The 21,749-nt window shown below is 60.1% G+C and carries 19 protein-coding genes; 7 read left to right on the forward strand and 12 right to left on the reverse strand.

The genetic code is table 11. The features are described 5' to 3' along the window. Window positions 1–4: 4 nt before the first annotated feature. Window positions 5–1,348, reverse strand: a complete 1,344-nt coding sequence (locus VJU77_05440; GenBank protein ID HKP02791.1) for a hypothetical protein — start codon at window positions 1,346–1,348, stop codon at window positions 5–7. Window positions 1,349–1,532: 184 nt separating this feature from the next. Between VJU77_05440 and trpC the strand changes: the two genes are divergently transcribed. Continuing rightward, window positions 1,533–2,357 (forward strand): indole-3-glycerol phosphate synthase TrpC, encoded by an 825-nt coding sequence (gene trpC, locus VJU77_05445; protein HKP02792.1) that lies wholly within the window; start codon window positions 1,533–1,535, stop codon window positions 2,355–2,357. Here trpC and VJU77_05450 read toward each other — a convergent pair. Genes VJU77_05450 through VJU77_05460 form a run of 3 tightly spaced genes read right to left on the reverse strand, consistent with a single transcriptional unit; the run spans window position 2,354 to window position 4,433 of the window. After that, window positions 2,354–3,253 (reverse strand): universal stress protein, encoded by a 900-nt coding sequence (locus tag VJU77_05450; GenBank protein HKP02793.1) that lies wholly within the window; start codon window positions 3,251–3,253, stop codon window positions 2,354–2,356. The genes trpC and VJU77_05450 overlap by 4 nt on opposite strands. A gap of 4 nt (window positions 3,254–3,257) precedes the next feature. Beyond that, window positions 3,258–4,184: a sulfite exporter TauE/SafE family protein gene (locus VJU77_05455; protein ID HKP02794.1), complete on the reverse strand. Its 927-nt coding sequence runs from the start codon at window positions 4,182–4,184 to the stop codon at window positions 3,258–3,260. A 6-nt stretch (window positions 4,185–4,190) separates the two neighbouring features. Continuing rightward, window positions 4,191–4,433, reverse strand: coding sequence for a hypothetical protein (locus VJU77_05460; GenBank protein HKP02795.1), 243 nt, complete (start codon window positions 4,431–4,433; stop codon window positions 4,191–4,193). A 137-nt stretch (window positions 4,434–4,570) separates the two neighbouring features. Here VJU77_05460 and VJU77_05465 point away from each other — a divergent pair, with 137 nt between their 5' ends. Both VJU77_05465 and thiD read left to right on the forward strand, forming a co-directional pair. Further along, a complete protein-coding gene (locus VJU77_05465; GenBank protein HKP02796.1) occupies window positions 4,571–4,804 on the forward strand; it encodes a ferredoxin in 234 nt (77 codons plus the stop codon). A gap of 26 nt (window positions 4,805–4,830) precedes the next feature. Then, entirely contained in the window at window positions 4,831–5,640 is an 810-nt protein-coding gene (thiD, locus tag VJU77_05470) for a bifunctional hydroxymethylpyrimidine kinase/phosphomethylpyrimidine kinase (GenBank protein HKP02797.1), read from the forward strand. Here thiD and rnc read toward each other — a convergent pair. From rnc to purD, 3 genes are all read right to left on the reverse strand, one after another. Beyond that, window positions 5,637–6,338 (reverse strand): ribonuclease III, encoded by a 702-nt coding sequence (gene rnc, locus VJU77_05475; GenBank protein ID HKP02798.1) that lies wholly within the window; start codon window positions 6,336–6,338, stop codon window positions 5,637–5,639. The two genes, thiD and rnc, sit on opposite strands and share 4 nt — an antisense overlap. Before the next feature lie 65 nt (window positions 6,339–6,403). Next, window positions 6,404–7,516 (reverse strand): S41 family peptidase, encoded by a 1,113-nt coding sequence (locus tag VJU77_05480; GenBank protein ID HKP02799.1) that lies wholly within the window; start codon window positions 7,514–7,516, stop codon window positions 6,404–6,406. Between the two features lie 15 nt (window positions 7,517–7,531). Then, window positions 7,532–8,800: a phosphoribosylamine--glycine ligase gene (gene purD, locus VJU77_05485; GenBank protein ID HKP02800.1), complete on the reverse strand. Its 1,269-nt coding sequence runs from the start codon at window positions 8,798–8,800 to the stop codon at window positions 7,532–7,534. A 150-nt stretch (window positions 8,801–8,950) separates the two neighbouring features. Between purD and VJU77_05490 the strand changes: the two genes are divergently transcribed. From VJU77_05490 to VJU77_05500, 3 genes are all read left to right on the forward strand, one after another. After that, window positions 8,951–9,334 (forward strand): helix-turn-helix domain-containing protein, encoded by a 384-nt coding sequence (locus tag VJU77_05490; protein HKP02801.1) that lies wholly within the window; start codon window positions 8,951–8,953, stop codon window positions 9,332–9,334. Between the two features lie 18 nt (window positions 9,335–9,352). Further along, window positions 9,353–9,979: a hypothetical protein gene (locus VJU77_05495; GenBank protein HKP02802.1), complete on the forward strand. Its 627-nt coding sequence runs from the start codon at window positions 9,353–9,355 to the stop codon at window positions 9,977–9,979. Window positions 9,980–10,094: 115 nt separating this feature from the next. Further along, window positions 10,095–11,111, forward strand: coding sequence for an ATP-dependent DNA ligase (locus tag VJU77_05500; GenBank protein HKP02803.1), 1,017 nt, complete (start codon window positions 10,095–10,097; stop codon window positions 11,109–11,111). Window positions 11,112–11,201: 90 nt separating this feature from the next. Here VJU77_05500 and VJU77_05505 read toward each other — a convergent pair whose 3' ends face one another. The 5 genes from VJU77_05505 to VJU77_05525 form a co-directional block, all read right to left on the reverse strand. Continuing rightward, window positions 11,202–12,014: a TonB family protein gene (locus VJU77_05505; protein ID HKP02804.1), complete on the reverse strand. Its 813-nt coding sequence runs from the start codon at window positions 12,012–12,014 to the stop codon at window positions 11,202–11,204. Beyond that, window positions 12,014–12,433 (reverse strand): biopolymer transporter ExbD, encoded by a 420-nt coding sequence (locus VJU77_05510; GenBank protein HKP02805.1) that lies wholly within the window; start codon window positions 12,431–12,433, stop codon window positions 12,014–12,016. The genes VJU77_05505 and VJU77_05510 overlap by 1 nt, the downstream gene beginning before the upstream one ends. Next, window positions 12,430–13,185, reverse strand: a complete 756-nt coding sequence (locus VJU77_05515) for a MotA/TolQ/ExbB proton channel family protein (GenBank protein ID HKP02806.1) — start codon at window positions 13,183–13,185, stop codon at window positions 12,430–12,432. The genes VJU77_05510 and VJU77_05515 overlap by 4 nt, the downstream gene beginning before the upstream one ends. Window positions 13,186–13,251: 66 nt before the next feature. Further along, complete coding sequence (gene lgt, locus VJU77_05520; GenBank protein ID HKP02807.1) at window positions 13,252–14,193, reverse strand: prolipoprotein diacylglyceryl transferase; 942 nt, start codon at window positions 14,191–14,193, stop codon at window positions 13,252–13,254. A gap of 55 nt (window positions 14,194–14,248) precedes the next feature. Beyond that, on the reverse strand, window positions 14,249–20,149 hold the full coding sequence (locus tag VJU77_05525) for an excinuclease ABC subunit A (protein HKP02808.1): 5,901 nt from the start codon (window positions 20,147–20,149) through the stop codon (window positions 14,249–14,251). Window positions 20,150–20,312: 163 nt separating this feature from the next. On the opposite strand from VJU77_05525, the gene VJU77_05530 reads away from it, so the two are divergent. Then, entirely contained in the window at window positions 20,313–21,722 is a 1,410-nt protein-coding gene (locus VJU77_05530) for a hypothetical protein (GenBank protein HKP02809.1), read from the forward strand. Window positions 21,723–21,749 lie beyond the last annotated feature (27 nt).

A 21,749-nucleotide genomic window follows, 5' to 3' on the forward strand; every position in this document is an offset into this window, starting at 1 on the left:
GGCTCTATCGGCCGAATAAGAGAACGCGAACAAGAAGGTCTGGGCGAAAGAGCGCCGAAGGTTTTCGCAGCAGGTGCACGACTTCGAAAAAGCAGGTCGAGACAAACCGATCGCGTCCCGTCGCTTTGAGCACGCGTTTCAGATACCAGTTTCGCAGTGCGCCGCCGCGTGGACGCGGGCCCTCCACGTCCGGATGCAGAAAATCGGCTCCCGTCGCGGCGCTCCACGGCCCGTCCGTGATCCTGGCGGCCGCCTTGAAAAACAGGCGCCACAAAGGCTCGCTCCTGACCGTATTTTTTCCCAGGCAATCTCTCAGGGCCAGGGCTTCGAGCGCGCAAACCGACATTCCCTGGCCGTAGATGGGATTGAAGCTGCACAGTGCATCGCCCATGACCAGGAACCCTTCTGGAAAACGCTGGAGCCGATCATATCGCCGCCGCAGATGCGAAGGATATCGATACGGGACCGCGGGAGTCAGCGGTCTTGCCGTTCGCAACCAATCTGACACCGCGGGATTGTCGAGCTGGTGTGCGAATTCCAGAAAGCCCGCGTCATCGATGGGAGGATAGTCTCCCAGACAACCCATAAGCGTGACGACCCATCGGTTGCCTTCCACGCGGAAGATAACCCCCGACTTTGTGCTCACCGGCGCGCGAGCATAAATGGCCAGTGCTTTCCATTCCAGAACGGGCGCCTCGTAAAAACGACTCGCATATCCGATACGGACGGCGACCGAGGTCTCGTCCGGCGGGATGAAACCGGCACTTTCCAGCCATTTTGGCGCCGCACTATTACGACCGCTCGCGTCCACAACCAGATCGGCCTTCACAAGCTCTTCCGCTTCTTCTCCCGTGCTTTCATCCGGCCTTTTGGTGAAGACCCCAGTGACCCGAGATCCATCAGTGCTCATCTCCAGGCCAACAGCCCGGCACCGCTCCAGGATTGTTATGTTCGGAATCCTGAGCAAGCGGACGCGTAAATGTTGCTCGAGAAACGGGCGGGTCTGACAGTGCACCGGCAAAGGCCGCAGCGGCCGTCGCTTCCACACCCCATGCTGGAACCACGAAGCCTCCGCCGTCGAAAAATCCACAGGCACGGCCCCCAGTTCGACCAGCTCTTCAAAAAACCTCGGATACAGCGTCTCAATCGCTCTCGCCCCGCTGAGCAGGAGCAGGTGAATGTGATGGCCCTGGGCCACTCCTTTTCGCGGCTCGGGGCGGGCCGGAAAGGTCTCGCGCTCGAGCACCGTCACCCGCTCGAAGCAATCCGCCAACGCTCGCGCGGTCAGCAGACCAGCCACGCTGCCGCCGATAACTATCGCGTGAGTGCCGGGAGTTCCGTGGGACACCGCAGAAGAAAAGCGCCGTTGCGCCGGCCGATCAAGCTTCTCGATCCCATCCGCTGGAGAATCCTCAATCAGCCAGTGGTGCGAAATACATTAGGGGCGATCGCATTCGCGTGATAAAAGGGCGGCTGCATGTCCGTGCGCCGTGCTCTCCAATCCAAACTCAGCTTCGCTCTAATGCCCTGAGGTGGGAGAATTCGACGTGAACCGGCTCGAAGAAATATTGGGAGCGAAGCGGGAAGAGATCGAACTCTTGCGTCCGCGTCACGACGAGCTGCACAAGGCCGCTTTTCTACGGACTGATTTTCGTGGATTTGGCTCCGCTCTGCAGCAGGGTCCCGGGAAATTGGCGCTGATTGCCGAGATCAAAAAGGCGTCGCCCTCGGCGGGAGTGATTGTCGAGGCGTTCGATCCGCTCGCCATCGCGAAAAACTATGCGCGCGCGGGCGTGGAAGCGATCTCGGTCCTGACCGACGAGAGGTTTTTCCAGGGACATCTTCGCTATCTCAACCTGATTAGGTCGGCGGTCCCGCAACCGCTGCTGCGCAAGGATTTCGTGTTGGACGAAATCCAGATCGTGGAAGCGGCGGCTGCCGGCGCAGATGCAATCCTGCTCATTGTGGCCGCGCTGCGGCAGGAACAACTCAAAGCGCTCCTGGAAGCGGCGGAGCGATATCAGCTCGATGCCCTGGTGGAGGTGCACACTCTGGAGGAAATGGATCGGGCCTTGGAAACCGAGGCACGCATCATCGGGATCAACAACCGTAACCTGGCGACGTTCGAAGTTGATTTGGGAGTAACGGAACGGCTGAGCGAAGAAGTTCCGAAAGAGATCGTGCTGGTCAGCGAGAGCGGGATCAGGACCGCCGAAGATTTGTCGCGGATCAAAGCGTGCGGGGTGGATGCGGTGCTAATTGGGGAAGCGCTGATGCGCGGACAGAGCGGGCTACTCGATGGAGAGAGAAAGAGAGAACGTCCAACGCCCAACGTCCAACGTCCAACGTCGAACTAGGAGGATTTGCCCCAGCTCGACGCAACAAGTTGCTTTAGCGTGCTCCAAATCCCGGCAGGCGGCGCGCCGCCGTTTTTCGCGGATCGGGCCACGAGAACCGGAACGTTCGCGCGATTGACGATCTCGCGGGTCAGATCGCCCATGATGTAATGGCCGAGAGGCCCGCGCGTGGGCGACGAGCCAGTCACGATCAGGTCGTGCCCGCGTTCGCTCACCTCGGCGAAGATCTGGTCGACCACGAACCCGTGGCGGACTCGCACTTCAACGAGGATGCCGAGTTTTTCCAGGCTCTGTTTTTGGGCGAGCAGGTTCCGGCCGAGCTCGGAGCCCGATTCAAGCAGGCGTTCCACGTCTTCCTCGAGCCGGACCATGTCGGCATAAATCGCGGGCGGCTCCGCCATGACGTGCAACAAGGTCACCGACGCGCCCACCGCCGCGGCAAGGTTCCCGGTCAATTCCACGGCAGCGTCGATATATTTTTTGCCGCCGGTGCAAACAATGAAGCTCCTCATTGTCTCGCAAATGCCGGTAGCGAGGAGCACAGGTGTCGGGATCGCCTTGATCACTTCGTAGGTTTTCCCCGACCGCCAATAGGGACCGCTGCTCGTTTTGCGCCGGGCGCCGATGATCGTGATGTGGTACGCCTTTGTGGCGGTTTGCTCCAGCATTTGGCGGATCGGCTCGCCGGCGCGAACAACGATCTCCGGGGAGACGCCAAAACGCCGGAGTTTTTCCGCCTCGCTTTCGAGCGCCTCACGCAACGGCTTTTCGCCCTCGGGCGTCTCGAAAATTCCAAGCAACGTGGTCTCGGACTTGGTCGGCGCGGCGACCAGACCGGCGACGATGACCGGCTTGTCGGCTGGGTCGGTGCCGTCGCTGCAAATCAGGATCCGCATAAGGCTAGAGTTTGTGTCCGGTGAAGAGGGTGTAAATGACGATGGCCGCGCCGATCAGCGGCAGCGGCACGAAAGCGAGCCGGATCTTGGGGCCGGCGAAATACTGGGTTGAGATCGCGCCGATTTGCGCGCCGATGGCGGCCCCGGTGTGCATCACGAGCGCAATCAAAATGTCGACGTTGCCTTTGAGAGCATGGCTGAACGTTCCGTAACTGGCCGAGATAATGATTTCGAAAAGGTCGGTCCCCACGGCCAGATGGGTCGGAATGCCGAGGACGTAAACCAGCATCGGCATGCGGATGTAACCCGCTCCGCCGCCCAGGAAGCCACTGAACAAACCGCCAATGAACGAAACCAAAATGATCACCCAGAGCGAGATCGCTTTCACGCCGGAGGCCGGCAACGAAACCATCGGCCAGATTTTCAGGCGCTGGATCGCTTTTGTCCGATGACTGAAGGAAGACTCGTCCCGCTTCGCCGCCGTCCCCGGTGTCTTGCTCCGTGGACGCCGTTTCTTTTGAAACTGCAGGGTCCGCCAGGCTTCCCAGATCATGAAACTGGAGATGCTCACGTAGATGGCGATAGAGACGATGCTGACGACAAAGTTCACGTTCCCGGCGCGCTTCAACATTTGGATGAGCTGCGCGCCCACCTCGGCGCCGCCCATAGTTCCGACGGCCATTATCAATCCAAGCTTCAGATCGACGTTGCCGAGGGCGCGGTGCCGTTTCGCCGCCACGACCGATTTGCCAACGATGTGCGCGAGATCCGTGCCGACCGCAAAATTCCAATCCAGCCCCACCGCCCGCAACGCGGGACCCGCGATGAAACTGCCCCCCACCCCGAAAAATCCACCGAGGACCCCGATCAGGAACCCAATGGCCGCCAGATAGACCGGGCTTATGTGGGAGTTGGAGATCGGAAAGAACATGGGCCCTTATTCCGAGCGACCGCGAATCAACCGCAGCAACCAGGTCGTGACGCTCTCCAGCAAGACCGCCTGGCCAATGATGAGCACAATGGCGACAGACGCGTAGATCTTCACGTGGTGCAGGTGGAGGTCCTGAAGCCAGCCGGCAAGAAAGTGAAGGACGAGAAGGAAGTAGGCCGTCACAAAAACGGCATAAACCCCGAGTTCGACGAGAAAGGCGCGCAAGGCCTTGGAGGCGTCGGCTTTCATGCAAAAAAACGGCGCGGCATTACCCACACTTCGCTCTTGGGCCTGCCGCTGGTTGCGCCCAATCTGTTTCGAGTCAGATTTCCTTTGCGCCGGGGTAGTTTCTTTCTACGTTCCATTTCGCTTTTAGCGGGAGAAATATGGCAGATGCTGCAAACAAATATCCGGAAAACGTAGCGGGACCTTATTACGTCGACGATCAATGCATCGACTGCGATCTTTGCCGCGAAACCGCCCCTGCTAATTACAAGCGCAACGACGATGGCGGCCACTCCTTCGTTTATAAGCAGCCGGAGAGTCCTGAAGAGGAAGCGCTCTGCAAGGAAGCCATGGAAGGCTGCCCGGTCGAAGCGATCGGAAGCGACGGCGGCTAGACTCGTCCTGTTCGTCCATTTGTCTCATGAGCGCGGCGAGACGACTGGGACCGATCCCCGTCGCACTCAGCATCGCCGGCTCCGACAGCAGCGCCGGCGCGGGAATTCAGGCGGACCTGAAAACCTTTAGCGCATTAGGCGTTTATGGATTGACGGCCGTCACGTGCGTGGTCGCGGAGACGCCGGGGGTCGTCTCAAAGATTGCGCCCCTCAGCCCAGAGATCGTGCGCGAGCAGATCGAGGTGCTGCTCGCGAGCTTTCCGGTCGCGGCAATCAAGACCGGCCTCCTGGTTTCGAGTGAAATTGTGGCGGAGGTCGCTCAGAGGCTGCGCGCACAGGCGGCCAAAACGCCCATTCCGCTCGTGATCGACCCGGTGATGGTGGCAACAAGCGGGGATGCTCTCCTCCGGGATGAAGCGATTGAAGTCTACGAACGCGAGCTTTTCCCGCTGGCCACACTCCTGACGCCGAATCTTGGTGAAGCGGGCCGGCTCCTGGGAAAACCGGTTCGCGATCTGGCGGACATGCGCAAGGCCGTCGAAACGCTGGCGAAGAAATATGGAGCTCCGGTCCTGCTGAAGGGCGGTCATCTCACCGGAGATCAGGCGATCGATCTCCTCTTTGTGAACGGCAACGTGATTGAATTCTCCGCGCGGTTTTCCCGCGGCGTCGCAACCCACGGCACCGGTTGCACCTACTCCGCGGCGATCACGGCAGGTCTCGCCCAGGATTTGCCCCTCGAGGAAGCCGTGCGGCGCGCGAAGGAATTCGTTTCCGCGACGATTGCCGAGCATTACGCGTGGGGAAATATCCACGCGCTCAATCATTCGATCTAGGTCCCGCCCACCACCATCTTCTCCCAGCGGCGTTCCTTCATCGCTTCGACGGCGGCCGCCGTCTCCGCTTGCTTCTTGCTCCGGCCCGTCCCTTCGCCCAGCGCAATTCCCTCCCAGACGGCGCGCACGACAAAAGTCTTGGCGTGTTCCGGCCCACTCTGCGAAAGAAGCTCGTAGGCGGGGCTGCGCGGGGAAATCGATTGGAGCAATTCCTGAAGCTGGCCCTTCGGGTTGATATCGACCGGCTCTTCGACCAGCTGAGCGAAATCCGCGGCTGCCTGTTCCAGAAGGAACCGGCGCACCGTGGCCAGATCGCTGTCGAGATAAATGGCGCCCACCAGGGCTTCGAACGCATCCGCCAGGGTCGAGTTCCGCATCCGGCCGCCGCTTGCTTCTTCGCCCCGGCCCATCATGAGGTACTTCCCGAGGTCAATCGCCGCCGCGTGGACCGTTAACGCTTCGCGCGAAACCAGCCGCGACCGGAGCTTGGTCAATTTGCCTTCCGGTTCGGTCTCGAAATGCCCGTAGAGATGTTCGGTGATGACCAGCTGAAGGACGGCATCGCCGAGGAATTCGAGACGCTGGTTATCAAAATGGTCGCGATGCGTTTCGTGCCGCAAGCTCGGGTGGGTCAGCGCCTCCGCCAGCAGGAGCGGATTGCGAAACTTGTAGCCGATACGTTCTTCCAGCGGGTTCACGCCGCCAAAAGATAGACCCCCGAACGCGGATTTCCAAGGATTCGGACGACGCCGCGGCGGCGTTTCTACCGTTTCTGGAAAATCCCGATGGACGTGATCAAATCCAGGGCCCGTTGCAGAACTGAATCGTGCACGCTGGGCTTTTCCGGATTCTTCCGCTTTTGGGCCGCTTCCATCGCTTCGAGCTCGGGATTCCGGCCGGACATGAGGGCGGCCTCGTTGAGATGCGGACGCGCATTCTCCACCACAAACGGCGTCATCCCTTTCTCGCGGCTGGATTGAAAAATCTCCCGCTTATCCACGGGCGCCAGATCCACCGGGACATCCGGTTTCAACCCGCCCGGGAAAAGTGGCAGCCCTTCAGGCAGGATCGCCTCTCCCACGGCCACGCGGAGAACTTTCCCGCTCGGCAGTTTCAGATCGGAATATTCCACGGCGCGCCCGGCGGTCGTTTGGCCGATAATCAACGCCTTGTCGTAAAGTCGAACCGACCCGGCAACCGCTTCCGCCGCTCCGGCGGTGTCGCCATCCGCCAGGACGATAATCAAACCTTGAAAAAGCGGCTCGCGGTCGGAAGTGAAAGTCTTCTCCTGCCGGGCTGTGGTCCGGCGCAGGGTGAAAAGAGGTTTATCCTTTGGACAAAATCGTTTCGCGAACTCCGCGGCCATCCGAAAGTCGTTGGTCACCGGACTGGCGCGAAAATCGAGCACGGCCGCATCGACTTTTTTGCCGGCGAAAGTCTTCAGGTTTGCGTCCATCGCCTCGAGGTTCGCCTGGTTGAGTGCGCCCAGCCGCAGATACCCAATATGGCCGTCCAGGATTTCCCCGAAAAAGGGGGCTGCCGGCTCCGCGGGCTCGGCTCCGGCGTCGGGGAGCAGAACGACGCCGCGCCCCAGCCGCGCCAGAATTCCTTCAAAAGCGGCGCGGCTTAATTCTGTTTCATTCAACGTCTCGGGTTTGATGTAGTTGCTCTTCAAAAACTGAATCGCTTCCTTGAGGTCGCCGGAATCCATCGAATCGACCAGGGCTCGCGCCGCCGGCGTGGAGGAGGGGGGCGGCGTAGCCGAAGCGGCAGGCGCAGGAGTGGCGGTGGGTTTGGCGGGAGATTGTGCGGACGATTTCGGCACCACGCTCCAAACAAAGAGGAGCAGAAGAAGCAGAAAAGTGGGCCGGAACATCAGTGCTCTGAAATCTTAGCTTTCAACCGCGCTCAGAGCAATGTCGCGCCGGTGATGGCAGCCCTCGAAATGGATTTGCGCCACGGCTTTGTAGGCCTCGGCCCGGGCAGCTGTCACTGTCTCTCCGAGAGCGGTAACCGCCATAACTCGCCCGCCCGCCGTCACCAGGTTCCCATTTTCCCGGCGCGTGCCGGCGTGGAAAATGTGGACGTCTGGAGAGCAGATGGTCTCCAAGCCCGAAATCGGCTTCCCGACTTCGTATTTGCCGGGATATCCCCCTGAGGCCAGCACAACCGTGACCGCGGCGCGCTCATCCCACTCGATCGCCATGCGGTCCAGCTTTCCGTCGATCGTCGCTTCGAGGAGGGCCAGCAAATCCGATTTCAAGCGGGGCAAAATCACCTGCGTCTCCGGGTCGCCGAAACGGCAGTTGAATTCCAGGACTCGCGGGCCATCCGCCGTAATCATCAGGCCCGGGAAAAGTAAGCCGCGAAATGACACGCCGGCTTGCTTCAAACCTGCCAGCAGAGGACGCATCACTTCGCCCTCGAATCGTGTCTGCGATTCGGCGTCAAAATTATCAGCCGGACTGAACGCGCCCATCCCGCCCGTATTTGGGCCAGTATTGCCATCGTAAGCGCGCTTGTGATCGCGCGCCGTGCCAAGCATGCGGTAGTTGTTGCCGTCAACCAGCGCGTGGAGCGAGCACTCTGGGCCGGTGAGACATTCTTCGATCAGGACACGCGTCCCGGCATCGCCAAAGCGTCGTTCGCTCATCATCGCGGTGATGGCCGCGCATCCTTCGTCCGCGTCCCTGGCCACTATCACCCCTTTCCCGAGGGCGAGCCCGTCGGCCTTGATCACGATGGGGAAGCGCGACTCCTTGAGGAATGCAAAAGCGGCTTCCTGCTTCTCGAAAGTCGCAGCACGCGCCGTCGGGATCCGATTTTTGCGCATCAATTCCTTGGCAAAAATTTTCGAGGATTCGAGGCGGGCCGCGGATTTGGTCGGGCCGAAAATTCGAAGACCTCCTGCCTCGAAAACGTCTACGATCCCAGCGGCAAGGCAGTCGTCCGGCCCCACCACCGTCAAATCGATGCGATTGTCTTTGGCGAAACGGGCCAGGGCCGGCAAATCGTGGGCAGGAATGGCAACATTTTCACCCACTTCCGCTGTGCCGGCATTGCCAGGCGCGCAAAAAATCCGAGCGACGCCCGGGGACTGTTTCAATTTCCAGGCGAGCGCATGTTCCCGGCCACCGCCGCCGACCACGAGAATGTTCATAGCGAATGAGCCTGTCGTTTCGGCATAGCGGAACGAAGCGTCCTAGTTAAATCCGCCGAACGCAAGTCCAGCGGGTCTATTGAGCCATACCCTCCTTCTGGTTCGTTACTCTCCGCTTGCGTCTGTCGCGTTCGCTCCTACAAATGCTGGATGAGATCCTCGTCCGCTTCGGTCTTGAAACCGCAATGTCCCTCACGAGTAGTCCTCGACCGGATCGCGGACAAATGGACCGCGCTCATTATCCACGTCCTCGCGAACGGAACCCAGCGCTACGCCGAGTTGCGCAGGGCCATCGGGGGGATTTCCCAAAAGATGCTGACCCAGACGCTCCGCAGCCTGGAACGTGACGGCCTGGTTCTGCGCAAAGTTCATCCGGTCGTTCCGCCGAAGGTTGAGTATTCTCTGACCCGGCTGGGCCGAACCCTGATCGATCCGTTGCACGCGCTCTGCCGATGGTCGGAGCGACATCTTCCCGAGTTGCAAGCGAACCGCGATCGCGCCCAGACCAGTTCGCAAAACGCAGTCGCGAATTAGTCAGCGTTCGCTCTCTTGATGACGAAACGCGTTTTCCTTCTCTCGCCGGCGTATGCGGGCGGGGAACGTGCCCGGATGATCATGAGCGAGCGAGCGCAGTTCGAACTGGCGCGCCGCTTGCGAAGCGAAAAACCTCCAACGCTCGGGGAAGTCTTTGCGTTTCTGAGCGGGCTCTATTTTCGAGGCAAGCTCGCCTATGCGAATGCGTTCGCGCCACCCCGCGCCCGCGGGTCGGCTATTCTCGTGATTACCCCAACCCGGGGTCTTGTCCCGGCGGTGGCACCTATTGGCCTGGCGGACCTCCAGGAGTTCGCCGGCGTGGACATCGACGCGGCCGACCCGCGTTATCGAGAACCGCTCGAGCGCGACGTAAAGCAACTCGCGAAGAAATTATCGCCGAGAGGCGAGGTCGTGCTGCTCGGAAGCGTGGCGACGGGAAAGTATGTCGATGTGCTGCTCGAACATTTCGGGCTCCGGCTTCGGTTCCCGGCTGATTTTGTTGGACGTGGCGACATGAGCCGGGGTGGGTTGCTGCTCCGTTGCGCGGTCGATGGGAACGAACTCCCTTACATCAGTGTTGCGGGCGCCGTGCGAAAAGGAAAGCGTCCGCCGAAGCTCGAGCCGCGAAGATATGGGAAGAAATGACGAATTCCCGAATGACGAATGACGAACTAGTGACGAAGGCAGAACGGGGGATCAGCCATTCGTCATTCACGCATTCACTCGTCATTCGTCATCCGTCATTCGTCATTTGCACTAAATGAAGCCGCCCATCACTCCCATGGAGGCCCGCTCCGTCGACGAAATTCCCACCGGCGACGAATGGCAATACGAGCCGAAGTGGGACGGCTTTCGCTGTATCGCTTTTCGTGATGGCAAAGAAGTTTTCCTCCAATCGAAAGCTGGCCAGCCGCTCGCGCGTTATTTTCCCGACGTCGTCGAAGCGCTCCGTCAGCTGCCGGCAAAGCGCTTCGTAATCGACGGCGAGCTGGCCATTCCAATCGGCGGCGCGCTTTCTTTCGATGAGCTGCAGCTCCGGCTCCATCCCGCGGCCAGCCGCGTCCAAAAACTCGCGGCCGCCCATCCAGCGCTTTTCATCGTGTTCGATCTGCTTGCGGGCACCGACGACAAACCGCTGCTAGCTCAGCCCCTGCGCGAACGGCGAAAGCAGCTCGAGACGTTTGCGCGCCAGAATTTCAAGGCGAAGAGCACGATCCGGCTTTCCCCCGCGACCACCGATTTAAGGAAGGCGAAAAAGTGGTTCGACAAGACAGGTGGCGATCTGGACGGCGTGATCGGAAAATTGATCGACGCGCCCTACGCCTCCGGCGAGCGGACCGCAGTCGTCAAAGTAAAACAAGTGCGCACCGCTGACTGCGTGATCGGCGGTTTCCGCTACGCGACCGGAGCGCGCGTAATCGGATCGCTCCTGCTTGGGCTTTATGACGACGATGGCTTGCTTCATCACGTCGGGTTCACGTCCGCGTTCAAAGCGAGCGAACGGAAAGCGCTCACGAAGAAATTCGAGGCGCTGAAAAAGCCGCCCGGCTTTACCGGCAACGCTCCCGGAGGCCCGAGCCGTTGGAGCACAGAACGTTCGGCCGAATGGGAACCGGTCAATCCGAAGATCGTCGTCGAAGTGACCTATGATCATTTTACCGGCGGGCGGTTCCGGCATGGAACGAAGATTGTGCGTTATCGTCCCGACAAGGCGCCGCGCCAATGCACGATGGACCAGGTCGAGCACCGCGAAGGCAAATCGCTGGCATTGCTGTAAGCCTGTAGCCGCTTCGCTGTGCGAAGCGCGAGAGCCGACTTCATTATTTGCCGAGCGCCGCGTCGCCCACAGGGCGACGGCTACAGAAGATCATTTGTTTGCGTTCAGCTCGAAATCGATCTTCACCTCGTGATATTTTTTCTGCGTCAACCCTTCCGGCAAGGGATCGACGTGCGTCACCCGCTGGGAAATCGCGGCGACAGATTCATCGACCGCTACATTTCCCGACGGCTTCACGATGGCGAACTTCGAGACCCGGCCGTCTTTCTCGATCCGAATCTGCACGATCGTCGACATCTTCACCCCGGTGGCGACGATGCTCATCGGCTGGTCCCATTCCCTGTAAAAGCGATCGTGCAGCATCGCTCCATACCAGGCGAACTCGGACGGCTGGCTGGTCGAGTTGCCGGACCCTTTGTCTGCGCCTTCTTTTTTGTCAGCGCTCTGATTTGAAGACGAACTTGCCTCTTTTTTGGGCGGGGCCGGCTTTTTCTCGGCAGCGGCTTTGGGCGAAGGTTTCGGGGTTGCCTTGGGCTCGGCGTGTTTTTTCGGCGTTGCCTTCGGGCTCGGCGATGGCGACGGCTTGGGAGAGTTCTTCGGGGAGGGACTTGGAGTCGGACTCGGCTTCGGGGCAATGGTCGCAGTCGCCGTGGGCGACGGCATTTGGATCTCGCTTTTGAACCGCGCCGGGCTCGACGACTCCGAGTGTTCCACAGGCGCCACCGTCGCCTCCGGCGTACTCCGAGGTTCCGCCGCGGCCGCGACTTCGCCGCTCATCCAAACCACATTTTGCAAATTCGCCCGCGGCTCCTCCCGGCTCCCACGCGCCAACGCCAGCAGGATCGCCAGATGAGCTACCGCGACAAGGGCGACGTTCCTCCAGAAGCGCCGGTCCCGAGGCATCACTTGTTCGACTCTGCTTTCGTGGCGATTCCCACCTTGCTGATTTGCGCGCGCTGGAGCGCGTCCATGAGCGTGATCAACTTTTGCACCGGCAGTTCGCGGTCGGGACGAATCACGATCGCCACCTCCGGGTTCGCCTTCTTTAATTCCAACAGCCGCGCGACCAGATCCGCCGCCGTGACGGCTCTGTCGTTGAGCTTCATTGCCTCGTGGCGGTCGATGGAAATCGTTTGAACCTGGCCGGCCTTCACTGGCGCATTAGTGGCGCCGCTGGAGGGAATAATCAGGTTGACGCTGTTCTCGAGGAGCGGCGTCGTGATCATGAAAATGATCAGGAGCACAAACGCCAGGTCGAGCAGCGGCGTGATGTTGATCTCGGAAAGGGTCGAGAGATTTTGCCGTTGAGAGTAGCGCCTCATCGCCGCAGCTCCATTTCACGCACCGAATGGTCCACGTACTTATGCTCGAACTCCGAGGCCAGCTCCGCGGCGAAGTTGTCCATCTCCACGATGATCCCGCGGATGCTCGTAACTAAAAAATTGTAACCGAACATGGCCGGGATCGCGACACAGAGCGCCGTCACGGTGGTGATCAACGCCCCCGAAATACCAGGAGCCATTGTTGTCAGGTTTGGCGAACCGGCGACCGCCACATCGGTAAACGTGTCCATCACTCCCCAGACGGTGCCGAGCAATCCCAGAAAAGGCGCGCCGCTCACCGCCGTAGCGAGCAGGATCATCTGCGATTCCAATTTGAGCGCGGTCTCGCCGACCGCGCGTTCCATGGCGGCGTTGACCGCGTGCATTTGGGCGGGCGCAATTTTCTCGGCGATACCGAGACGTGCCTTGAAGGTTTCGTCCACCTCCGCGGAGCCGAGCAATTGGAAGGTCATTTCCTCGCAACCGGCCTGGTAAACATTGAAAAGCGGAGCGCCCGGGAAATTCGCGCGGTTCTCAAAGAGGCGGAGCGGCTGGCGGTCCTTGCGAAACGAGGATCGGAAACGCGCGGTCTGCTTCCGGGCGAATTGGATCACCCGCAGTTTCGTGATCATGATCGACCAGCTGAAAACCGAGACCACCGCGAGGAGCGACAGGACGATTTTCCCGGCGATGGTCGAGTGCTCGAACGCGAAAGTAAGGCCACCGGTCGCGAGGATGATCGGAAGAAGCATGTGCGCCAACTCGCCGAATTAATACGGGAGTTTTCCCGAAAGGGAAAGTTGCTTCGCGAAGCGACCCTATTTTTTCAACGCCCGCGGATAGCTGGGATTACGCCGCGCCACGACGATAAAGCCGATGCCGATCGCGATGGTGAAAAACGAAAAGAATTGTCCGCGTGTAAACATGCCGACGAGCGGCGCGTCCGGTTCCCGAAAGTTTTCGACAATGATTCGCAGCACCGAATAGCAAATCAGGAAAAGGCCGGTGATAAACCCGTTCGGGGTCCGGAAGCGGGTGCGGACAACCCAGAGGATCGCGAAGAGAACCACGCCTTCCAAGAGTCCTTCGTAGATTTGGGAGGGATGGCGCGGCGAAAGGATCGGGCGGAGCGCGTCGGCAAGGTGCGGATTGGCACGAACGTTTTCGATTATCGATTCGATCGATTTCAAGGAGGGATCGACCTCCTGGGCTGCAGCGAGAGCGCGCGCCCCCTGGTCGCCGCTAGCCGAGTCGAGCAATTCTTTGGGAAACTGGACCGCCCAGGAAACCGCCGTGATCCGCCCATAAAGCTCGCCGTTGATGAAGTTCGCCATTCGGCCGAGGAACAAGCCGATCGGCGCGACCACGCAAAGGTTATCGCCGGGATTGGTCCAGGGAAGCTTGTGCCGGCGCGAATAAATCAGGGTGAAGAGGACAACGCCGATGATCCCGCCATGACTGGACATCCCGCCTTCCCACACCCGCAAAATCGAGAGCGGATCGCGAAGCATCTCCGGTTTGTAAAACAGGACGTAGCCGATCCGGCCGCCGATCATGACCCCGAAGAAAGCGACCCAGGTCACGAAATCGCCGAGCGCGGCTACGGGCAAATCGAGATAACCCCGCCGTGCCAGGACCCGGAGCAGCAGGTAGGCAAAAACGAACGCGAGCACGTAGGCCATCCCGTACCAGCGCGGCCCGACGTTGCCGGTGATGCGGAAGATGAACGGATCGAGATTGTGGACGTAGTAGGCGAACATGCGAGAGGCGATCTTCCGCGAAGTTTTGCGAACGGGCAATAGCGCCGTCGCTCAACTAAGCGGCCCGGGAGGAAACCTTCCGCCGCTTTGTTTTCAAGACGTCACGCAAAAATGGCGCCGTGCGGCTAACCCGGTTCTTTGCGACTTCCTCCGGCGTCCCGGTCGCCACCACCTCGCCGCCTTCCGCGCCGGCCTCCGGCCCCATGTCGACGATGTAATCGGCTTCGCCCATGATGGTGACGTTGTGCTCGATCACGATCACGGTGTTCCCTTCGTCCACCAGCCGATGAAGCACGTTTAGGAGCAACTCCACGTCGGCCATGTGAAGGCCGATCGTTGGTTCTTCCAAAAGATAAAGCGTCGATTTCGGTTTGCGCATTTTGCGGATCCGCTCGTTCTGGGCGCGTCCGATTCCGCGGGTTAATTCGATGGCCAGCTTCAGGCGCTGGGCTTCGCCGCCGCTCAAGGTGGGACTCGGCTGACCAAGCTTCAGGTAGCCAAGGCCGGTGTCGACCAGGAGCGAGAGCGGGCGCGCGATTTTCGGGTTGGCGGAAAAGAATGCCGCTGCCTGCTCGATCGTCATCTCCATGACATCGCCGATGCTCTTTCCGTTGTAGAGCACTTCGAGGGTCTGCGCGTTGTAACGCCGGCCGCCGCAATCCTCGCACGGGACGTAACTGCTCGGGAGGAAACTCATCTCCAGCTTGATTGCCCCCTGGCCGGCGCAGCTTTCGCAACGCCCGCCTTCGGTGTTGAAAGAAAACCGGCTCGGCGAATAACCGCGCACCCGCGAGACCGGCAACTGGCCATACAACTTCCGAATCTCGTCGAAGACTTTGATGTAGGTCGCCGGAGTCGAGCGCGACGTCTTGCCGATGGGCGACTGGTCGACTTCATAAACCGTCTCGAACGCGTCAGCGCCGGAAATTTGAGAGATGAATTCCCGCTGGGCGTTTCGTTTGTCCTTTAGCGCTTCCTTCACGGCCGGGAGAAGAACAGAACGCATCAGGGTTGACTTGCCCGAGCCGGAAATGCCGGTGATGACTGATAGCCGGCCGACGGGAAACCGAACGTCGACATTTTTCAAATTGTTCGCGCGCGCTCCGCGGATCTCGATCCACTGCTCGACTTCGGTTAACGATCGGCGCGCTGAGCGCGTCGGGTGACAAAGCGGGTTCTTCAGGCAGCGCCCCGTTTCGGAGCCGCCGTGTTTCTCGATGTCCGCCAGGGTCCCCTGCACAACGACTTCGCCGCCATGGAGGCCGGCTCCCGGGCCGAGATCGATAATATGATCCGCGCGCCGCATCGTCTCCTCATCGTGTTCGACGATGACGAGTGAATTTCCTTTTTGGCGCAACGCCGTCAGCGTCTCGAGCAGACGCAGGTTGTCGCGCGGATGCAGGCCGATGGTCGGCTCGTCCAACACGTAGAGAACTCCGCGCAGATTCGAGCCAAGCTGCGCCGCCAACCGGATCCGCTGCGATTCTCCACCGCTCAAGGTCTTCGCCGAGCGCCCAAGCGCGAGATAACCGAGACCGACGTTTTGCATAAAACGAAGCCGTTGCGAAATCTCCGGAACCAGATCGTCGGACACAGTCTTTGCGTTGCCGCGGAACCGCAGCTTGCCGATCAACCCCAACGCTTCGCCGGCCGAGAGCGCAGTAAAATTATCGATGGTCTGACCCTGAAGCCTTACGTGCCGCGCAATCGGGTTCAGCCGCGAGCCATGACAGGCCGGACAGGGCACCGCTTCCTCTTCGTCGATCCACTCCGACTCACGCTCGGCGGCGAGCTCGTTCTCGAGAACCGAATCTCCGGTGTCTTCGTTTCCGGTCTGTTTGTCGCGGTCCCAGATTTCGCCGAACCCGCCACATTCTTCGCAGGCGCCATGGGGCGAGTTAAACGAAAAGAGGCGCGGATCGAGTTCTTCAAAGGCACGGCCGCATCCCGGGCAGCTCATCTCCGTGCTCATCACGGTCAGCCGATGTTTCGAATCGAGGAGATGAGCGGTGCCGCGGCCGATGTCGAGCGCGCGCTGGACGAGGTTGCGCGCCTTTAGGATTCGCCTGGCATCAATTGCTCCGACCACGACATCGATGGTGTGCTCCTTGAAACGCTCCAGCTTGCGAAACTGCGCGACCGGAATCAGCTGGCCATCAACGAACAAGGTATCGAACCCCTGGCGCTCAGCCCAACGCGCGACGTCAGTGTGAAAGCCCTTCCGCGCCTTGACCAGCGGAGCGAGCACCTTGAGCGGTCCGCGTTTCACCGCCGTCTCGAGCTGCCGGACGATGGCCGCGACGCTCTGTTTTTCAACGGGCAGGTCGCAATCTGGACAAAACTGTGTCCCGGTCTTGGCGAACAGGAGCCGGAGAAAATGATAAACTTCGGTCACGGTCGCAACGGTCGATTTGCCGCCGCCGCGGGTGACGCGTTGCTCGATGGCGACGCTCGGCGGCACGCCTTCGACCAGGTCGACATCCGGTTTTTCCAGTTGTTCGACGAACTGCCGGGCGTAGGGCGACATGCTATCGAGGAAACGCCGTTGCCCTTCCGCGAAAAGAATATCGAACGCGACCGTCGATTTGCCCGAGCCGCTTAATCCGGTGATCACCACCATCTGCTCGCGCGGGATGGCGAGAGAGATGTCTTTCAAATTATGCTCGCGGGCGCCGTGGATTTTGATGGCGTGATTTCTCTCGGGTAGGGTGGGCATCTTGCCCGCCGCGGCCGGCATCTTGCCGGGCGGAACTTCCGCGGCACGCAAAGCGAGAATCTCGTCGACCGCGATCTCGAAAGGATATCGCCGCGAGACGCGGCGATCGGCGGGCGAGACGCCCACCCTACCCGAGAGAATTGGGCGCAGATATCTTCCGGTGTGCGACCCCTCGATTTTCGTAATCGCTTCCGGGGTTCCGGCAGCCACCAGCTGTCCGCCTTCGTCACCGGCTTCCGGCCCGAGATCGATGATCCAGTCGGCGCATTTGATGACCTCCAGGTTATGCTCGATCACGACGAGCGTGTTGCCGGCATCCACCAATCGCTGAAACAGCCGCATCAGGATTGCGACGTCGTCAAAATGCAGTCCGGTGGTCGGCTCGTCGAAGATGAACAGCTTTCCTGTCTCTGCGTTCGGCTCTCCGATTTCGGTCAGATGACGGACCAATTTCAACCGCTGCGATTCGCCGCCGGAAAGGGTATTGAGCGGCTGACCCAACCGCAGATATCCGAGCCCGACCTCATCGAGAACGTCGAGTTTGTCGCCGAGCGTTTTCGATTCGCCGATTTGGGCGAAGAATTGAATCGCCTCGCCGACCGTCATCTCCAGGATGTCGTGGATCGATTTGCCGTAAACCTTGACCCGGAGCACATGCGGCTGGAACCGGCGCCCTTCGCACTCGGCGCAACGCACATAAAGATCGCTCAGAAATTGCATCTCGATCTTCTCAAAGCCTGTCCCGCAACAGCGCTCGCAACGGCCGCTGCCTGAGTTGAAAGAGAACGCGCTTGCGGTCAGACCTTGCGCCATCGCTTCGTTCTGGGCGGCAAACATTTCCCGGACGCGATCGTAAAGCCCGAGGTAAAGAATCGGGGTCGAGCGCGGGGTGCGGGCCAACTGTGACTGATCGACCATCACGACCTCGCCGATTCGATGCGCGCCCGTGACCGATTTGGCCGCGCCCGGCTCCTGGTCGCTCGATTGCCCTTTTGCCAGGATCAGGTGCCGGTAAAGCACGTCGTGGATGAGCGTCGATTTGCCGGACCCGGAAACACCGGTGACGCAGTTGAAAATGCCGAGCGGAATTTCGACGTCGATATTCTTCAGGTTGTGCTCTCGGGCCCCGGCAATCTTGACCGCGCTGGACGATTTGCGGCGAGTCTTTGGAACGGGCACGCGCTGCTTGCCGGACAGATAGGCGCGCGTCAGTGAAGGCGCGACATTGTCTCGGGTAGGGTGGGCATCTTGCCCGCCGGTTTCGGCATCTTGCCGAAATAGTCTTTCCTCTTCTGGTGACCGCCGAGAATTTTGCGAACGCGAGACGCCTTCGCCGGCGGGCGAGACGCCCACCCTACCCGAGACAAAATCACGCAACGCTCCACTGAAAACCAACTCCCCGCCGTATTCACCCCGGCCCGGCCCGATATCGACAATATTGTCGGACGCACGAATGATTGCTCCCTCGTGTTCGACCACGAGCAACGTGTTCCCCTTGTCGCGGAGATCGTGCATGACGCGCACGAGCCGGCCGACGTCGCGCGGATGAAGCCCTACGCTCGGCTCGTCCATGACGAAGAGCGTGTTCACGAGCGACGCGCCCAGGCAGGTGGTGAGGTTTACCCGCTGCACTTCGCCGCCGCTCAAGGTCCGCGTTGAACGATCGAGAGTGAGATAGCCAAGACCGACTTCGCAAAGATAACGGAGCCGGGCGACCACTTCGTTCCGCAACATTTGGGCGGTCGAATCGTCAGGCAGCAGAATCAGGTCGGCGAACAGCTTTTGAGCATCGCAGATAGGAAGCAGCGTTACTTCCGGCAACGTCCGTGCGATCTCTCGCGTCTTCTGGAGCGGCGGTCTCTGACCGTCGCCGCCCGGGTTCTGTTGCCCATTTCGACGGTCAGGGACCGCCGCTCCAGGACCTGGCGAGACGATCCGGTAATTGAGTGTCTCCGGCTGGAAACGACCTCCATTACACGATGGGCAGGTTGTGTAAGCGCGATAACGACTGAGCAGCACGCGGACGTGCATTTTGTAGGTTTTGCTCTCGAGCCATTTGAAAAAGCCGCGGACGCCGTACCAGCGATCGTTCTCGGCCAATTCCTCGACATCGGTGTCTTCATCGCGCGCTTCTCCATTGATCACGAAATCCTGGTCGGCCTTCGGCAGTTCTTCGAACGGGATCCGGACATCGATTTCGTTCCGCGCGCAGGCCCGCATCAGGTCGCGCTGGGATTCCCCCATTTCTTCGCCGCGAAAAACGCGGACCGCGCCCTGCGAAATCGAGAGCGATCGATCCGGGATCGCCTTGTTCAGGTCGATGGCGATCGTCCGTCCGAAGCCGCGGCATTCGGGACACGCGCCGAGGGGATTGTTGAAACTGAACAAGCCGGGAGTCGGGGGACGGATGTCGATGTCGCAATGAGCGCAATGCCAGCCAGTCGAGAACGGGAGTTCTCGGATTTTCGAATTGCGATTTTCCCCGCCTGCATCGCTACGCGAAGCGTTGCGGGCAGGGATTTTCGATTGCTCGGCAGAGAGCGCGATGACGTTGACGCGGTCTTTGCCGAAACGGAGCGCGGTCTCGATCGCTTCTACAAGGCGAGCGCGGTTCGATTCCGAAATCGTGATTCGGTCCTGGATCACCTGCACGCGCGCACCGAGGCGCTTGACCTTCTTGTCGGAATCGACGCGGACGATTTCGTTATCGATCCAGATGCGCAGGTAGCCCTGTTGCTGGATGAAATCGAAGAAGGCGCGCGGCTCCGTCTTGGGAGGGACTGCGACCCAGAAAGTGATTAAGACGGTCTCATCCTGACTGAAAAGTTGCGTAACCTGGTCCGCGATCGATTTCGCGGTTTCAGGCCGAATTTCGCGGCCGCAATTCGGGCAAAAGGCCCGGGCGATCCGCGGCATGAGGAGCTTCAGGTAGTCGTTAATCTCGGTCATCGTGCCGACGGTGGAACGCGAACTCTTCACCGGATTCGCCTGCTCAATCGCGATGGCCGGCGGGATGCCCCGGATTTCGTCCACCCGCGGTTTGTCCATCCGATCAAGGAACTGCCGCATGTACGGACTGAAGGTCTCGACGTAACGGCGCTGGCCTTCCGCGTAGATGGTGTCGAAGGCCAGGCTCGATTTGCCGCTGCCGCTCGGGCCGGTGACGACAGTCAATTTCCCGAGCGGAAGATCGAGGTCGATCCCTTTGAGATTGTTCTGGCGGGCTCCACGGATCTCCACGCAACCCCTATCGGGGGGCGCGGTCACGCATGGTTTTTCGGCGGTTTTCGAACCCACCGGAGACTATCCGATTGCGCCGCACGCTTCGCAAATTTTCGCCCGAAAAGCAGATGAGGCGGGCTGTTGACGCGGACCGTACCAACCGCCATCGTAGCTAATTGGAATGAAGGCGCATTCCAATCTGGCGGGGGCGTTTACCCGCTTGTCCCAGCGGCCTCAAAAGCCGGTGAGAGAAAGGACGCCTTCTCCGGCCTCCTTCGGCAAATGCTTCATCGCATTGTCGCTTGCGATCGTCACCCTCACCCTCACCATCGCCAGGGCCGATGTCACGCCCGTTCCCCCGTTCACGGGCACCCACACCGAGACGTTCGAAGAGTTCGGCAGGCAGTTCTTTGACGACGACCAACAGATTCCCGTCTTCGGAGGGATCGCAACCCTGTCTGGTCCCAGGCTGGAAACGGCCACCTCTAATCAGTTTTATATGTGCGTCTACTATGCGAGTCCGGTGGACGGAAGTTACTTCCTGGGGGCCGACCAGACTGGCTCAAGCATGACGTTTTCTTTCTCGCAGCCGGTCTCGGCCTTCGGCGCATATTGGGCAAACCTCCCGGACATTAGAGGCTGTGGTGGTATGGACACCTATTTTACCTTCCTGGACGCAGGGGGAAATGAATTGGGCACGGTAACATTTCCCGCTGGCCCCACTGCCAATTGGCACTGGCGCGGCTGGGAATTCACGAGCCCCGTTAAGACCGTTATCGCTACCGGCGATTTTCTTCTCACCGATGCGATGCAAGTAAATGTCACGCTCGCAACCTCTCTTTCCAACATCTCGACGCGGTTGCGTGTGGGAACAGACGATAATGCGCTCATCGGTGGCTTCATCGTCAGTGGCACACAGCCAAAGAAAGTTCTGTTGCGCGCCATCGGTCCGTCGCTGCCCCTTACAGGAACGGTAACTAATCCAAGCCTGGAGCTGCGTGATTCTTCCGGCGGCCTGATTCGGTCGAACGATGATTGGCGCAGCGATCAGGAAGCCGAGATCGTCGCCACAGGGATCGCACCGAGCAACAATCTGGAGTCCGCCATCGTCGCTACCCTGCCTGCAAATGCGGGTTACACAGCCATCGTTCGCGGCGTGAACAACGGAACTGGGATTGGCTTGGTGGAAGCGTACGACCTGGACCGAACAGTCGATTCAAAGCTGGCCAATATCTCGACGCGAGGACTCGTCCTGACCGGTGACAACGTCATGATCGCGGGAACGATCGTGAGTGGCCAGACACCAGAGACGGTGGTTGTGCGAGCGATCGGTCCTTCCCTGCCGGTAGCCGGGAAATTGGAAGACCCGGTCTTGGAATTGCGCGATCAAAATGGTGCTTTGCTTCGGTCGAATGATAATTGGCGCAGCGATCAGGAAGCGGACATCCTGGCCACCACGCTGGCTCCGACCAATGACTTGGAATCCGCGATGGTGGAGACGCTGCCGGCAAATGCGAGTTACACTGCAATTGTGCGCGGGGTTAACAACACGACCGGCGTGGCCCTGGTCGAAGTCTACGCCCTCAATTAAGAGAATCGCCCTCCGGCGCTACGGGGA

The organism is Chthoniobacterales bacterium, assembly GCA_035274845.1.
Classification (GTDB): domain Bacteria; phylum Verrucomicrobiota; class Verrucomicrobiia; order Chthoniobacterales; family UBA10450; genus AV80.

Excerpts from the sequence above, each read along its gene's own strand:
- VJU77_05500 (HKP02803.1), top strand. The coding sequence starts at position 10,095 with ATGAAGCCGCCCATCACTCCCATGGAGGCCCGCTCCGTCGACGAAATT.
- VJU77_05505 (HKP02804.1), bottom strand. The coding sequence starts at position 12,014 with ATGCCTCGGGACCGGCGCTTCTGGAGGAACGTCGCCCTTGTCGCGGTA.
- VJU77_05510 (HKP02805.1), bottom strand. The coding sequence starts at position 12,433 with ATGAGGCGCTACTCTCAACGGCAAAATCTCTCGACCCTTTCCGAGATC.
- VJU77_05495 (HKP02802.1), top strand. The coding sequence starts at position 9,353 with ATGACGAAACGCGTTTTCCTTCTCTCGCCGGCGTATGCGGGCGGGGAA.
- purD (HKP02800.1), bottom strand. The coding sequence starts at position 8,800 with ATGAACATTCTCGTGGTCGGCGGCGGTGGCCGGGAACATGCGCTCGCC.
- VJU77_05460 (HKP02795.1), bottom strand. The coding sequence starts at position 4,433 with ATGAAAGCCGACGCCTCCAAGGCCTTGCGCGCCTTTCTCGTCGAACTC.
- VJU77_05530 (HKP02809.1), top strand. The coding sequence starts at position 20,313 with ATGAAGGCGCATTCCAATCTGGCGGGGGCGTTTACCCGCTTGTCCCAG.
- VJU77_05450 (HKP02793.1), bottom strand. The coding sequence starts at position 3,253 with ATGCGGATCCTGATTTGCAGCGACGGCACCGACCCAGCCGACAAGCCG.
- VJU77_05480 (HKP02799.1), bottom strand. The coding sequence starts at position 7,516 with ATGTTCCGGCCCACTTTTCTGCTTCTTCTGCTCCTCTTTGTTTGGAGC.
- VJU77_05490 (HKP02801.1), top strand. The coding sequence starts at position 8,951 with ATGAGATCCTCGTCCGCTTCGGTCTTGAAACCGCAATGTCCCTCACGA.
- lgt (HKP02807.1), bottom strand. The coding sequence starts at position 14,193 with ATGTTCGCCTACTACGTCCACAATCTCGATCCGTTCATCTTCCGCATC.
- VJU77_05465 (HKP02796.1), top strand. The coding sequence starts at position 4,571 with ATGGCAGATGCTGCAAACAAATATCCGGAAAACGTAGCGGGACCTTAT.
- thiD (HKP02797.1), top strand. The coding sequence starts at position 4,831 with ATGAGCGCGGCGAGACGACTGGGACCGATCCCCGTCGCACTCAGCATC.
- VJU77_05455 (HKP02794.1), bottom strand. The coding sequence starts at position 4,184 with ATGTTCTTTCCGATCTCCAACTCCCACATAAGCCCGGTCTATCTGGCG.
- VJU77_05515 (HKP02806.1), bottom strand. The coding sequence starts at position 13,185 with ATGCTTCTTCCGATCATCCTCGCGACCGGTGGCCTTACTTTCGCGTTC.